The sequence below is a fragment of the Mycoplasma sp. 1232 genome, from assembly GCF_034863345.1.
GTDB lineage: Bacteria > Bacillota_I > Bacilli_A > Mycoplasmatales > Metamycoplasmataceae > Mycoplasmopsis.
Genome location: NZ_JAYFFB010000001.1, coordinates 82,475 through 96,933, shown reverse-complemented (window position 1 = coordinate 96,933; position 14,459 = coordinate 82,475). Strand labels below are relative to the sequence as shown.

Sequence of the window (14,459 nt, the reverse complement as noted above, 5' to 3'; positions counted from 1 at the left end):
AATTGAAGCAGACTAAAATGTCTGCTTTTTGATTAAAAAAACATCTCAAGTTACTGAGATGCAAAACTCTATTTTTTAGCATTCTTGTGCTCTGAAACAATTTCATTAAGTTTTCTAAATCAGTGATTTATTCCACTTTTTGAAACATACACATTATGTTCAGTGTTAAGTAAATTTGATAATTCAGGGAGTGACAATCATTTGTTTTCAACTTTTAATCTAAATAAAACAAGTTGATTGTCTGTGAAATGAATATCTAATCCATTTTCAAACATATAGTTAATGTTTTCAATATGCTTAATTGTACTCTTTGCAATCTTATTAATATTACTCATATCGATATTATTAATACGGTTAACAACATTTTCAAAGTCACGAGCAATAATTATGTTTTGAAGCTTGTACCAAGACTTTTTAGCATCAATAGCTGCTAAAAAGTCAATAACTTTTTCCTTATTTTTAAGGTAAATTATGTATTTATTATTTCTATTCAAGAAGTTGAAATTAAAGTCATATTGATTTAGTTTTTCTTGAATTTTTACTAAGTGTCCAGAATTATGTGAAGAAATTTCTAAGTGGTATGAAGTTGATGATTTTCCTGAGATGCTACCACTACCAAAGAATACACCAGCAAAAAAACTTGTAAGTGAATCTTTAAAATCAATTTTCTCAATCATTTCAAAGTCAGAAATCTTAATTAAGATTTTAGTTTTTCATTTTAGATTAATGATTGGTTTAATATTAATTTTTTCAAGTTTTCTAAGCAATTTTGAATAAAGATATTCATTTTTAATTTTGAGAACATAAAACTCTTTTTCAACTTCTGCAGCACAAAAAAGTAAACCACTTAAAAACCTCTTAATTTCGTGTGGTTTAGATAAGTTGTTTATGACTTCTTTTTTTAACTCTCAACTAAACGATGTTTTATGTTCTTTATTCATAGTTTAATTATAAAAAATATAATATTTTATGTAAGTTATTTTTTAACAAATAAGCAATATTTTTAGTTCATAAAAATGCATATAAAAGTCGGATTTAGACATTCAAATAAAATAAATTTATTTATAATTACTTGCATAAATGAAATTGCTAAAACTTTTTTACCTTACACATAGGTATATTAGTTAAAAACTAACATATAACATAGTTATATGTAAGGTTAATCAAAAAATATTTTTTTGATAAAATTAAAAAGCAATATAAAAGTTTAAATTGCAGAAAAGTAGAAGACACTTCTCACCTGATGACCATAGTCTTGGGTTTAGCTACAATTAAACGTATCAAAAATTCTGATACCTTTTTTAGTAGAACAAGGAAGTGGGTAACCACTTTTTTACTTAACATTTATTTAAGGAGTATATTATTCAAGCAAAAGGAAAGAAAACACCTTCAGAACATTACGTAAATTCTGATATTCCATTCAAACAAGTTTTTGTAATCGGAGCAGATCAAGAAAAAATTGGTGTAATGTACACATCTGAAGCAATTGAATTGGCAAAAAGCCAGAGAATGGACTTAGTTTTAATAAGCGTTGAACCTAAACCAATCTGTCGTATTCTTGATTACGGTAAATTCAAATATGACCGTAAAAAGAAAAATAAAGAACTAAAAGAAAAACAAACAATTATTCAAAATCGTGAAGTTAGATTAACTGCGATGATTGGAGAAAATGATTTACTTACAAAAAGTAGAAAAGCTAGAGAATTTCTTTTAAAAGGTGATCGTATCAAAGTTTCATTAAAATTAAGAGGACGTGAATTATTGATGAAAGATTTAGGAATCAAGACTTTAGAAAAATTCTTCGCAACATTAGAAGATATTGCTGAAATCACATCAGAACCTAAATTAATCAATAATCGTTTCCTTGACATGAATCTCCAACCAAATAAACAAAAAGTACTTAGATACCAAAAAGAAAAGAGTCTTGAATCAAAAGATCAAGATGCTAAAGAAGGAGAATAAAATGCCAAAAATGAAAACTAAAAGTGCGTTAAAAAAACGTATTAAAGTTACAGGAACAGGTAAAATCTTAAGAGAACAAGCTTACCGTTCACACTTAGCACAAAACAAAACTACAAAACAAAAACGTCACTCACGTAAAGCTGCTCTTATGTCTAAATCAGACCTTAAAAGATTTAAAGCTTTAATCTAATCTTGTTAAGTTAATTCATAAACAAGATAATAATTAACATTATTTAAGAAAGGAATTAAATTATGGCAAGAGTTAAAGGTGGAACAGTTACAAGAGCAAGACGTAAAAAATGAATAAAATTAGCTAAGGGATATTTTGGACACAAATCAATCGGTTACAAAGTTGCTAAACAAGCAGTTGTAAAATCTTGAACATACGCTTTCAGAGACCGTAAACAAGTTAAAAGAAACTTCCGTAAATTATGAATCGCTCGTATCAACGCTGCAGTTAGAGCAGAAGGAATGAGTTACTCAAGATTTATTAACGGTTTAAAAAGAGCAGGTGTAACAATTAACCGTAAAATGCTTTCAGAATTAGCTATCAACGAACCAAAAACATTTGCAGTTTTAGTTGATATTGCAAAACAAGCTTAATTTTAAATTGCTATTCACACATCCGAATGGATGTGTTTTTATTTTGCTTTTTTTGATGTCTTAAAATTGCAAAATAAAATCTCAGAATAAACATCCGAGATAGTATATAAGCTATATAAATTAACTTTGAGGTTTGTCAACAAAGTTTCTAATGATACTTTTAGCTGTAACATCAACATTAGCAAAGATTGGTTTTCATTCTCAATCTATTAATGTATTTTGAGGAACAATATGATCGAAACTAATGTTTACTAATTTATCAAAACTTGTTTCAGTTGAGTTGTCATCAACACCTTTAACAAATTTTTCAGGGTCAAAGTATTTTTCAATTCTGATTGAAACAATTTTAACTTCATCATCAGGTGAAACCATTTCTCTAACTGAATTAATGTTTCCTTTGAAGTATTCTAACTCATTAGGGAAACGTAAGTCGTCAATGATAAATAAACTGCTTTTACCTGCTTTAGAAGATTCGCTAGCAATTGATTTAATTTTTTCAAAAACTCTTGAACATCAAATGTTTGTATCGATGTTTCTTCCAACTTCCCCCATAGCGATCCAAAGTGGTCTAACAATTTCTTTGTCTTGACCATTTCAATTAATTTCATCTAAGATAGGTTGAGTAATTTGTTTAATTGGTTGTGCAAAAGATAAAATGTGTGTGTTATCTTCAAATTGAGGTTTTAATTGTTTTGAAAGTTCATTACTTAATAAACCTTTTCCACTACGTCTTTTACCATTGATTAAAATAATAACGTGTTTGTTTTTGCTCATATTGTCTCCTTGTATCTATATAAATTTATTGTTAATAGTGCATTAAATTATGCATTTTATGAATCTAAATTTGAAATAAAAACAACGATAGAAATTGATTAATTTCTGATTGCTGTAAATGAATTATAAAGACAAAATTTAAAAACAAAAAGAAATAGCTGAAATTTTCACAAAATGTGAAAAATAGGAAAATTACAATTTTTTTGATTAGCAAAATTTACCAATAACATTAGAAAATTAAAAATTTAATTTTATTTCATAAAAATACTTTTATTACTATGCTATAGGTATAAAAGTATCAAAAGTATTATTCTAATTTTTAAGTTATGCTATATAATATAAAAGCAATACATATAGACAGTAACTGTATAAATGCTTATACTTAATTTGTTACCGAGTGTATCTCATTCCTGTTCAAATTGTATTGCGTAATAGATTTTGAAGGGAGGCACAAGTATGTCAGAATCAAAATTAAAAGCAGCTAAAAAAGAAGTTGTTTTAGAAATTGTTGATAAAATTCAAAACTCTAAAGCTGTTGCTTTTGCTGAATACCGTGGTTTAACAGTTTCTGAATTAGAAGATTTCAGAAAAGAAGCTAAAAAACTTGGTGTTGACATCAAAGTTTACAAAAACCGTTTATTCAACTTAGCAGCACAACAAACAGGATTTGCTGACTTAGCAGAATACTTAGTTGGTCCAAACATTTTCGCATTCTCAAACAATGACGATATGTCAGCAGCTAAATTACTTACAAAATATGCTAAAACTCACAAATTATTAGTTGTAAAAGCTGGAACATTTGAAGGTAAAGTTATCAACGCTGCAGGTGTTAAAGAAGTTGCTACTCTTCCAACATACGAAGAAGCACTTGGAATTCTTGCACGTTCAATGATGGCACCATTACAACAAATTTCATTATCACTTAAATTAGTAAGTGAAGGTAAAACAGAATAATAAAAATATTTAGTTTGAAAGGAAACATATTATGGCTAAATTAACAAAAGAAACATTCATCGAATCATTAAAAGAAATGTCAATTAAAGAAGTTATGGAACTTGTAGACGCTATGAAAGAAGAATTCGGAATCGACCCTACAGCTGCTGTCGCTGTTGCTGCAGCTCCTGCTGAAGGTGGTTCAGAAGAAAAAACAAGCGTTAAAGTTGTTTTAAAAGCTGACAACGGTAAAAAAGTTGCAATCATTAAAGTTGTTAAAGACTTATTAGGTGTTGCTTTAATGGATGCTAAGAAAATCGTTGACACATTACCAGCTGTTGTTAAAGAAAACATTAAACCAGAAGAAGCTGAACAAATTAGAGCAGCTTTAGTTGAAGCTGGTGCAGATGTTTCAGTTGAATAATATAACTTCAATTAATTCAAATTTATAATTAAAAAACCTTACAAAATCTGTAAGGTTTTTCTTTTTTATCTCATTAACTATAAAAAAAGTGAGAGCTCATGGCTGTACGTGAGACTCTCTTTAAAAATATCTAAACAAAACCACCAGACACAGCACTTCCTCATGTGGCTGCTACATTTCTGTCCTGACCAGGTTAGTGGGTTACTGTTCTGATGGCTTAAATATTATAACACCATTTTTTAATATTCTCTATTTTTTAATTTTAAAATTTCATCTTCATTTAAATATCTAAACTGACCTTCTTGTAGTGTTTCCTTTTTAATATCCAAGAAAGCAAATGAAATTCTTTGTAATTTAGTCACTGTTAAATCAAAATGTTTAAACATTCTTTTAACTTGATGGTACTTACCTTCATTTATTGTAAGATTTGCAGAATTATCTGAAAGAATTTGAAGTTTTGAAGGTAAGACTATTTCATTATCTCCTATATCAAAACCTTTTTCGAATTCAGTTATTAAGTTTTGGTGAATTTTGTTATCAACTTCAACGTAGTAAGTTTTCTCAACATGTTTTTTAGGTGAAAGCAAATCGTGAGTTAATTGTCCATCATTTGTTATTAATAGTAGTCCTGTAGTGTCTTTGTCTAATCTTCCCACTGTATGAATATCTTTATATGAGTTAATGTTTTCATCTAATAATTCAAAAACAGTTTTATTTAAGTTATCGTAATTTGCACAAACGTAGTGAGCAGGTTTGTTTAGTAAAACATAAATAAATTCTTGTTTAGGAACAATTAATTTATCATCCAAACAAACTTCTTCATTAATTATATTAATAATTGATTTAACCACTTTGTTATCAACTTTAATTCTTTTAGAGGAAATTAACTTTTTAGCATCAGTTCTACTGATGTTTAAGTTAAATGAAAGTCATTTATCTAATCTGGTCATATTATTTTAGTAAAGCATTATAAATGTTGTGTTTATAAACTTCTACCCCTGGTTGAGATAATGGGTCAACTCCAAATAACAATGAAGATAAGATTGCAACAAACTGGAAGAAAGCAAATAAATGAGCCAAATTATTGATTGAAATTTCATCAAATTCAATAATTAAATCATCATTGTCAAATGCATTATTTTTGATATTAAAATTAGGTTGATTTTCACCTTTTGTGCCTAGGAGACCTAGCTGATCGAATTTTTTATTGTCTTGATTTAAGTTGTATTTTTTATTGTTAAATACAATATTTGTTGTGATTGAAAAATCACTATCCAAACTATTTGTATTATTAACAGAATCCTTAATTGTTAAATAACCTTTTTTTTCTTTATTTTCACTTGAGTTATATAATGAACAAATGTATTCAACAAAGGAATCTAATATAAAATCATTATCATTAACAACTTCAACAGTCTTGTTATTGTATCTTGCAAAAATGTATCTAAAAATAGCTGTAAGGAACACAATATTTTCTTTTATTGGTGTGTTCAAGGTCTTTTCAATAATTGAGACAAATGTCTCGATTAATTCTCTTGAATTAAAATTCAAGAATTCAAGTACAAATAATGATGATGGATCAAATATTGAAACATATCTTTCAGGTATGTTTGTAGGTAATTTCAAGAATAAATAATTATGAATTTTAGCCATCTTATTAAGTATATTATCTGCTTCAGTGCTTGCAACTGTAATAAGTGCATTTAGCATTTCAATACTATCGATTTTTTTTAAGTTAGCTTCAAGTAGTTTTCTATATTCTCTAAATGAAACAGAGCTTTCAATAGAAATCGCACTCTTTGAAATGTAATAGATAGCAAATTTTTGCCCTATTAATGAAGAAAGTTGATTTGTTAAAACTTCAGGAGAAATGTTGTTTTGTGTAAAGATAATATTAAAATCAGGTTTATTATTTAAATAATTATTAAAAATAAAATCATAAATCGCTTTAGTAGTTAAATATGATTCTCCATCAGCAATCACAACTAATGTATCTACTTTGCTAGATTTTAAAAATTCAACTTTAGCTTTAATTAACTCTAAGTTAAATTCAAGATTATCATCAATATACTTAAGCACATTAGTTTCTTCATCGTCAGTGTTTTGAAAATTTAAAACTAAGTTGTTATGAATACTGTTAACTTTTTTAATAATTTCATTAATTTTGCTGTGTTTTAATATTGAATTCACATCCTTAAGTTGGATATTTAGGTTACCGAATTTATACATTTTTCTCCTTATTAATAGTGTTAATTAAATTTTATATTTATTTTTAGAGTTCACTATCTTAAAACACTTATTTTTATAATAAAATTCGATATTGTCATGATATAAACTAATAATAGTTTATAATATAGCAAGCAAATACATATTTATATGTATTTAACATTATTTTATTTAAATAATTTGATTAAAAATTACATTATTTATTCATATTTTGGAGGTAATATGAGAGAGAAACAACCGACTTACATATTTGGTTTAGGTGGCGTTGAAGAAATTGGTAAATCCACATTAGTTGTAGAACATATGAACCATATTTTCTTAATTGACTCAGGGATTAAATTTGCAGACACTTACAACACTGGTGTTAAAGGTATTATTCCTGACTATTCATACTTAAATCAACCTGGAAAAATAATTGAAGGTTTATTCATTACACACGGACATGAAGATCACATTGGTGGTGTTGTTTATTTAGTTAAACAAACAAAAATCAAAAAGATTTTTGCTCCAAGAATTGCAATTCAATATTTAAAACTTAAATTTGAAGAGCACAAAATTACAAGAAAAATTGATTTTATTGAAATCAATAAATCAGATGTTTATAAGTTTGCAAATGGATGTAGAGCTGACTTTTGAACCGCTCAACACTCAATTCCGGATGCATTTGGTGTTAGATTAACTACCCCAAACGGTTCACTTATGTGTACAGGAGACTTTAGATTTGACTATACACCAATCGGAAACTATACAGACTTTGCAAGATTAGATGAAATTGGTAAAGAGGGACTTACAGTTCTTTTATCAGATTCAACTAATGCTATGAGACCTGAGCATTCACCTAGTGAATCAGATATCTTAACTGACTTAGAACGTCATATGCGTGCTGCAAAAAGAAAAATTATTATTACTTCATTTGCTTCTAACTTAACAAGAGTTAAAGTTATTATTGAACTTGCTGCTAAATTAGGTAAAAAAGTTATTCCATTCGGTCGTTCAATGATCCAAGGGATTAAAATTGGTAGAAAATTAGGTTACATCAATGTTCCGAATGGTGTGATTGTTGATAAAAAAGACTTGCCTAACATTAAAGATTCAGACCTTGTTGTTTTAACAACAGGTTCTCAAGGTGAAGAACTTGCTGCATTATCTAGAATGAGTTATGGTAAGCATGCGACAATTAAAATTGTAAAAGGTGATATGGTTATTTTCTCATCAAGTCCAATCCCTGGAAACAGAATGGTCGTTGAGTTACTTACAAACAGACTTTATAAATTAGGTGCAATTATTAAAGAAAATGGTGTTGATGGTTACTTACATACATCAGGTCACGCTTATGAGTGAGAGCATGATAAAATCTTTAAATTAACTAGACCTAAATATTTCCTTCCATACCACGGTGACTACAGAATGTGTTTGGTTCACGGACAAACAGCTATTAAAAATGGAGTTAATCCTAAAAATGTTTTAATACCTAAAAAAGGTCAAGTGTTTGAAATGTACAATAACGTTATTAAGCCAACTAATAAAACGATTAACTTTGGACCTATTTACATTGATGGAAACACAGTTTTAAACATTTCAGAAAAAATGCTTCAAGAAAGAGCAAAACTTAAAGATAGTGGATTTGTTAATATTGTTTTCTTAATTGATAGAAACAAAAATGCTATCGTTAATAGACCTCAAATCGTAACAAGAGGAAGCTTCTTTGTAAAAACTTCAAAACAATTAATTGAAGAAACAAGGAGAGTTGCTCACGGTGCAGTTCTATACTACATTAAAAATAATCCAGAATGATCTGTTAAAGATTTGGAAAAATTAATTCAAGATAGATTAAGTACATTATTCTACAAGGAAAAACGTAGAAATCCTATTATTATTCCTACAATTATGTTCCTTGACGAACCGACTGATGAAAAATTAGCTAAAGTTAAACTTAACTTCGGTAAACAGATAGATATTGATGAACAATTAAATGATCCTACAACAAAGAATTTAAGCAAATCACTGAAGAAACAATTACTTAAGGTTAAAGAATCAATTTTTGGTGAAGTTGAAAACGATGAATTAGAAATTGATGAAGAAGATGAAATTTAACCAATAACACTTGAGCACATGGATAAACACTCTATGTGCTTTTTATTTTGCAAAAGTAAAATCCTAAATTTTTATGTAAATTTTTCATATTTTTAAGCAAACTTTTCAAATAATATAAGGTAGTAAAATCAAAGGAGTATAATTAAAATAACCAAATTATTAAGGAGGTTATATGTCAGGTATTATTATTGCTGTGATTATAATTGTTGCAGTGCTTGCTGTAGTAATGCTTGTGATTACAAGTTGTCTTTCAGTGAGAATTGTTAGCGAAACTAACTTCTGCATTGTTGAAAGACTTGGTAAATACAAGAAAACAATGACTAAGGGTGTAAATTTTATGGCTCCTTACATTGATAAAATCAGAGTTAAAAATAACTTTAAGGAAAAAGTTTTTGACTACCCTGCTCAACACGTTATTACAAAAGATAACGCTACTATTCAAGTGGACACAACAGTATATTTAAAAATCTTTGATCCAAAATTATTTGCTTATGGAGCTGAAGATCCATTTTTAGCTATTGAGTTTTTAACATCAACAACACTTAGAAACTTAATCGGGGAACTTGAACTTGATGAAGCATTAACATCTAGAGAAATTATTAACGCTAAGTTAACTAAAATCTTAGATGAAGCTTCAGATGCTTGAGGAATTAAAGTAAAAAGAATTGAAATTCAAAACATTATTCCACCAAAAGAAGTTCAAGAAGCTATGACAAAACAAATGCAAGCTGAACGTATCAAGAGAGCTCAAATACTTGAAGCTAGCGCTGAAAAAGAAAGTAAAATTCTTAGAGCGCAAGGGGAATATGAAAGTACAATCTTACGTGCGAAAGCAGAAAAAGAAAGTATGATTGAAAGAGCAACAGGTAAAAAACAAGCAATTGAACTTATTACAACTGCAAACATTTCGACTGAATATTTACAATTACAAAGTATCGAACAATTAGAAAAACTTGCAAATGGTCATGCTACAAAAATCATCATTCCACCTAACTTAGCAGATGTTGCTAAATCAATGTCAGTTGCAAAAGAAGTTTTAGATTTACCTTCTAGAGAAGAAGCTAAAGGAAACAAATAGAAATTAAAAACGAACAGTGTAATCATTAAAAAAACACTGTTCGTTTTTTGATTTTAATTATCCAGCATAAGGAGCAAATAAAATAAGTGAAATTGCTATATTTATAAGAATAATTCAGAATAAAGAAATTCTTCTTTTAGCTAAGTAATATGAACCTAAAATACCTATTGGTACATAGATTTTTAACAGAATATTTTTGTATCCCACAAAATAATTATTGCTTGTCCATCCTGCATAACCTTTAGAAGATGAATTAAAGAAAATTTCAGGTACATAAATAGAGATGAATAATTGAATCGCAAGAGCAATAATTATTCCTGAAACAATTGGTTTCATAATGATTAACATATTAGCAATGAAAGTATTAGTTTTAAATTTTTTAATATACTTCATTGCAATTACCATAACGATAATAGCTGGTAAGCAGAAAATTACATAAGTTAAGAAAACTGCTATATAACCTCATCATTGACCAGATGCAACTAGGTAACCTGTGAAAAAGGCGAATTTAGTTGACACAACACCAGGTGTAGTATTTGAAATTGCAAACACATTATTGATTGCATTTTCATCAATATTTGCACCAAAAACTTGTGCTAAAAAGTTTCACAATCATTGGAATATTGGCATAAAAACTTGACCACCACCAAAGATTGAAAGCGAAATTAAAATTAAAAGAGGTAAGCAAACTAATAAAGCAGTAAGTAGCATTATTTACCTCCTTTTTTAATGAAGGTAATCCCATTTTCCTCAAGTGATTTATTTAATGATTGCTTATTGATAAAGTGCTTTTTATTTACTAAAAACACTACAGCAAAGACAAATAAGATAATTACAATTGAGAAAATTGGTAAATTGTAAGGTGATGGAACAAACAAGGAAATACAGATTGAAAAGAGCATAATAATTAATCAGACTGGTAATTTGAGTGATTGTTTAGATTGCTTTATATATCTTTGTGCAAATGCAATCAAAAAAGCAATAATTGAAACAAGTACACCGACTGAAATTATTTTTAAGTACTCGCTAGGTATGTATTTAGTCAAGATAACTAAGAAAATAAATGCAAATATTACGTGAGGTAATATTCCTAATAAAGTAACTAATGTTCCCTTGAATTTACCTAAAAGACTTATAGATATATATGAAATTGTTTGAATAACCGAAGCACCTGGAAGCATATTTGTAACAATTACAATATCATCCATTTCTTCGTTAGTTATTCATTTTTTATTATCAACTGCTTCTTTTTTAATAACTGGTAAAAGAGCATTACCTCCACCGAATCCAATAAAAGTAACTTTGATAATAAATCAAAATAATTCTCAAAAACTAACTTTTTTATTGTTTTTATTCATTATGTCTCCTATTTATTTAGCAATATTTTATAGTTTTTTCAAAATAACTAAACAATAATAAAAAGTTTAATGATTTTTCTCATTAATTTAGACGAATTTAAGAATTTTTAAGATTTTTATGACTATAAAATAAATAAAATGCTATTATATATTTGCATCAGTCGACAGCTGCATTTTATGTAGAGGAAAGTCCGTGCTAACACCATCTGCGATGATGGTAGTGATCGTGCTAAGCCAAATAAGCTTAGGTTATGCATTATGTGTATAAACGACTAGTGCCACAGAGACGAGAAATATGAAACGGGTAAACTCCACGAGTTAGAAACTCAAATTTTGGTAGAGGAATCATTATTTTAGAACTGAATAAAATAATGGAGTGACATTAAGTCATTAGATAAATTGTCGACCTAGACAGAACACGGCTTATAGATGCAAGCATTCAGGCAACTGAATGTTTTTTTATTTAATATAAAAAATCCACCAAATGATGGATTAGTTAAATATTTGATTTACTTGTTCTTTGATGTGTTCATCAACGTGATTTGGTTCAGTTTGATTAATTGGAGAAACTTTTGTTCCAAAGTATTTAATTTCTTTTGAATCATTACCTGTTAAGAATTTAAATGTTCCTTTTAATCAATCAGAGTGATTACCTCAAGTGTATCAACCCTGTGGTGCACCTTGAGTTGAAACTATAACTGTATTTAAGTTAGTTAATAAAGGAATTGCGTCACCTTGCTTTGAGTATTTGTAACTAAATGTTTTATTAGCAACTGAAATAGCATCGATGAAATTTTTAACTATGACACTAGGTCCAAAGTTAATCATTGGGTTTGAAATGATTAATAAATCAGTTTCTTTAAGTTTTTGAATTCATCTATCTGACTCAACATCTGTGTAATAAGTAGTAAATGTTTGCTTAGTTAAAAAATGTTCATTTAGCTTTGTAGTTGATAAGTCCACTCTTTCGATTAATGCATTTTCTTTTGATTTAAGTGCTTCTTCAATGTAATTTAAAATGTTAGTTGAGTATGATTTTTCATTTTGTAAAAGATTTCCATCTAAAATTAATACTTTTTTCATATTTCCCCCTTAAATTTTATAAAAAGTTAATATTTAGTTATTTTTTAGCTTAAAAAATCACTTTTTATATTAGTATATTTTAGCAAACTTTTAATAATAGGTATGATAAAACACAAAAATAATATAAAAAGTTGGTATTAATTAACAAATACCAACTGTAAAAATTATTTAGTAGAGTAACCAAATTTTTCAAGTGCATCTGCATCATCGATTCATTTTTTAGCTATCTTAACTTTTAAAGTTAATGATGTAGGAATATCGAATTGATGCGCAATTTTCTTTCTAGCAACTGTACCTATTTTTTTGATTTTTTCACCGTTTTTACCTATAACCATACCTTTTTGAGAAGCTTTTTTAACATAGATAATTGCATCAATATCTAATCTATCTTCAGATTCTTCAAATTCTAGAACTTCCACAGCAATTGAGTGAGGTAGCTCTTCATAAAGTTCATTAATTGCAGATTCACGAATGATTTCTTTCGCTATAAAACGCATAGATTTGTCTGTGATGTATTCAGGATCATATTGAGCTTCACCATCGTAAGCGTATTTTTCAATTTCAGTAATTAAAGCACTAATTGATTTAGGATCGTTTACATCAGTAGACATAATTGTTTCAAAACCGTGTTCTTTAAGCTCTTTGATTTTATCAAGTAGCTTTTGAGGATCTTTTTTAATTTTGTCAATCTTAGAAATAACAGCAATCTTGTTTTTTACGTGCTTGATTTTTTCTAAAATCATTTCATCACCTTTGCCAATTGCCTCATCAGCAGGTGATAAGAATAAAAGAACATCTATGTCTTTGGTTGCATCATAAGCGTTTTTGTTTAAAGCTTCTCCAAGTTTATTTTGTGGTTTATGGATACCAGGTGTATCAATGAAAATGATTTGTAAATCATTTTCTGTATAGATACCTGTAATTTGGTCTCTGGTTGTTTGAGCTACATTAGTAACAATTGCAACATTGTAGCCGATAATAGCATTAAGAAGACTACTTTTACCTACGTTTGGTCTTCCTAAAATACTTGCAAAACATATTTTCATAATTATTTAATTGTAATTTCTTCAGCTCTAATGCTGTATGGAACTATTTCTTCAACTGTGTTAACTCTTAATTGTTTTCCATCATTACTGTATTGGTAAACTTTTGCATCAAGAGGCATAAATTCAGTCATAACTTGTCTACATCCAGCACAAGGACTAATGATTTCATTTTTTCCACTAATAATGTGAATTTCTTTAAATTTTCCAACTTTTCCACCGTATGCTACTGAACCAAACATAGCACTTCTTTCAGCACATAAACCTGATGGATAAGCAGCGTTTTCAACGTTAACTCCGTAGTATTCTTTTCCATCTTCAGCAACTAAAATTGCAGCTACTGGGAATTTTGAATATGGTACATAAGAGTATTTAAGTAAATCTTTTAATTTTTCAAATGTCATGTCTTTTCCTTCTTTTCTTGTTATTTTTAAAGGATTAAAAATATCATCAACTATTTTATTCATTTGAATTCTTTCTTCTTCAATTTCATGGTCATATCCAGCTAAGTGGACTAATCCGTGAGTGAATAAGTAGCAGAATTCTCTTTTAATTGAGTGTCCAAAATATTTTGCTTGTCTTACAACTTTGTTTCAACAAATAACTAACTCTCCAAGATGAATAAATGGAAGTTCATCATACATAGAACTATCATCAAATCCAAATGAAAGGATGTCAGTTACATAATCTTTGTTTCTGTATTCTTTGTTTAATCTCTTAATTTTTTGAGGAGAAACTAAAGAAACATCAACAATTATTTGTTTTTTGATACCGAAGTATTCTGCAAAATTTTTGATAATCTGCTTCATTTCTTTTTCGAAAATAATTGCATCTTTGATTTTCGAATTAATAGTTAATGATACTTTTACCTTTTTCATACT

At 28.1% G+C, this 14,459-nt stretch carries 16 protein-coding genes and 2 other RNA genes; 8 read left to right on the top strand and 10 right to left on the bottom strand.

What is annotated here, in order from left to right:
• Positions 1–68: 68 nt before the first annotated feature.
• Entirely contained in the window at positions 69–941 is an 873-nt protein-coding gene (gene whiA, locus VBM88_RS00330) for a DNA-binding protein WhiA (RefSeq protein ID WP_323680158.1), read from the bottom strand.
• Between the two features lie 403 nt (positions 942–1,344).
• Here whiA and infC point away from each other — a divergent pair, with 403 nt between their 5' ends.
• From infC to rplT, 3 genes are all read left to right on the top strand, one after another.
• Positions 1,345–1,962 (top strand): translation initiation factor IF-3, encoded by a 618-nt coding sequence (gene infC, locus VBM88_RS00325; protein WP_323680189.1) that lies wholly within the window; start codon positions 1,345–1,347, stop codon positions 1,960–1,962.
• A gap of 1 nt (position 1,963) precedes the next feature.
• Positions 1,964–2,152, top strand: coding sequence for a 50S ribosomal protein L35 (gene rpmI / locus VBM88_RS00320; RefSeq protein ID WP_257088789.1), 189 nt, complete (start codon positions 1,964–1,966; stop codon positions 2,150–2,152).
• Positions 2,153–2,214: 62 nt separating this feature from the next.
• Positions 2,215–2,565: a 50S ribosomal protein L20 gene (gene rplT, locus VBM88_RS00315; protein ID WP_257088787.1), complete on the top strand. Its 351-nt coding sequence runs from the start codon at positions 2,215–2,217 to the stop codon at positions 2,563–2,565.
• A gap of 120 nt (positions 2,566–2,685) precedes the next feature.
• On the opposite strand, the gene VBM88_RS00310 is transcribed toward rplT, so the two are convergent.
• Positions 2,686–3,339 carry a hypothetical protein gene (locus VBM88_RS00310; protein ID WP_323680157.1) on the bottom strand — a complete coding sequence of 218 codons (654 nt, stop codon included), beginning with the start codon at positions 3,337–3,339 and terminating at the stop codon, positions 2,686–2,688.
• A gap of 456 nt (positions 3,340–3,795) precedes the next feature.
• Here VBM88_RS00310 and rplJ point away from each other — a divergent pair, with 456 nt between their 5' ends.
• The gene (gene rplJ / locus VBM88_RS00305; protein WP_257088783.1) at positions 3,796–4,293 is read left to right on the top strand and encodes a 50S ribosomal protein L10; all 498 of its coding nucleotides are present in this window, start codon (positions 3,796–3,798) and stop codon (positions 4,291–4,293) included.
• A gap of 31 nt (positions 4,294–4,324) precedes the next feature.
• A complete protein-coding gene (gene rplL, locus VBM88_RS00300) occupies positions 4,325–4,696 on the top strand; it encodes a 50S ribosomal protein L7/L12 (RefSeq protein ID WP_257088781.1) in 372 nt (123 codons plus the stop codon).
• A 129-nt stretch (positions 4,697–4,825) separates the two neighbouring features.
• Here the strand turns inward: rplL and ffs are convergent.
• The 3 genes from ffs to VBM88_RS00285 form a co-directional block, all read right to left on the bottom strand.
• An RNA gene (ffs, locus tag VBM88_RS00295) (signal recognition particle sRNA small type) lies at positions 4,826–4,920 on the bottom strand.
• 15 nt (positions 4,921–4,935) lie between these two features.
• Positions 4,936–5,646, bottom strand: a complete 711-nt coding sequence (locus VBM88_RS00290) for a pseudouridine synthase (protein ID WP_323176546.1) — start codon at positions 5,644–5,646, stop codon at positions 4,936–4,938.
• Position 5,647: 1 nt separating this feature from the next.
• Positions 5,648–6,925, bottom strand: coding sequence for a hypothetical protein (locus tag VBM88_RS00285; protein WP_323176547.1), 1,278 nt, complete (start codon positions 6,923–6,925; stop codon positions 5,648–5,650).
• Between the two features lie 219 nt (positions 6,926–7,144).
• On the opposite strand from VBM88_RS00285, the gene VBM88_RS00280 reads away from it, so the two are divergent.
• Together VBM88_RS00280 and VBM88_RS00275 are read left to right on the top strand one after the other, a co-directional pair.
• Entirely contained in the window at positions 7,145–9,016 is a 1,872-nt protein-coding gene (locus VBM88_RS00280) for a ribonuclease J (RefSeq protein ID WP_323176548.1), read from the top strand.
• 172 nt (positions 9,017–9,188) lie between these two features.
• Positions 9,189–10,094, top strand: a complete 906-nt coding sequence (locus tag VBM88_RS00275; protein ID WP_323680156.1) for an SPFH domain-containing protein — start codon at positions 9,189–9,191, stop codon at positions 10,092–10,094.
• Between the two features lie 57 nt (positions 10,095–10,151).
• On the opposite strand, the gene VBM88_RS00270 is transcribed toward VBM88_RS00275, so the two are convergent.
• Together VBM88_RS00270 and VBM88_RS00265 are read right to left on the bottom strand one after the other, a co-directional pair.
• Positions 10,152–10,805 carry a chromate transporter gene (locus tag VBM88_RS00270; RefSeq protein ID WP_323176550.1) on the bottom strand — a complete coding sequence of 218 codons (654 nt, stop codon included), beginning with the start codon at positions 10,803–10,805 and terminating at the stop codon, positions 10,152–10,154.
• Complete coding sequence (locus tag VBM88_RS00265; RefSeq protein ID WP_323176551.1) at positions 10,805–11,452, bottom strand: chromate transporter; 648 nt, start codon at positions 11,450–11,452, stop codon at positions 10,805–10,807. The genes VBM88_RS00270 and VBM88_RS00265 overlap by 1 nt, the downstream gene beginning before the upstream one ends.
• A 153-nt stretch (positions 11,453–11,605) precedes the next feature.
• On the opposite strand from VBM88_RS00265, the gene rnpB reads away from it, so the two are divergent.
• An RNA gene (gene rnpB, locus VBM88_RS00260) (RNase P RNA component class B) lies at positions 11,606–11,883 on the top strand.
• Positions 11,884–11,944: 61 nt separating this feature from the next.
• On the opposite strand, the gene VBM88_RS00255 is transcribed toward rnpB, so the two are convergent.
• The 3 genes from VBM88_RS00255 to cdd all read right to left on the bottom strand — a co-directional run bounded on the left by VBM88_RS00255 (position 11,945) and on the right by cdd (position 14,456).
• Positions 11,945–12,535, bottom strand: coding sequence for an FMN-dependent NADH-azoreductase (locus VBM88_RS00255; RefSeq protein WP_323176552.1), 591 nt, complete (start codon positions 12,533–12,535; stop codon positions 11,945–11,947).
• Between the two features lie 164 nt (positions 12,536–12,699).
• On the bottom strand, positions 12,700–13,581 hold the full coding sequence (gene era / locus VBM88_RS00250) for a GTPase Era (RefSeq protein ID WP_323176553.1): 882 nt from the start codon (positions 13,579–13,581) through the stop codon (positions 12,700–12,702).
• Positions 13,582–13,583: 2 nt separating this feature from the next.
• On the bottom strand, positions 13,584–14,456 hold the full coding sequence (gene cdd, locus VBM88_RS00245; protein WP_323176554.1) for a cytidine deaminase: 873 nt from the start codon (positions 14,454–14,456) through the stop codon (positions 13,584–13,586).
• Between the last annotated feature and the right edge of the window lie 3 nt (positions 14,457–14,459).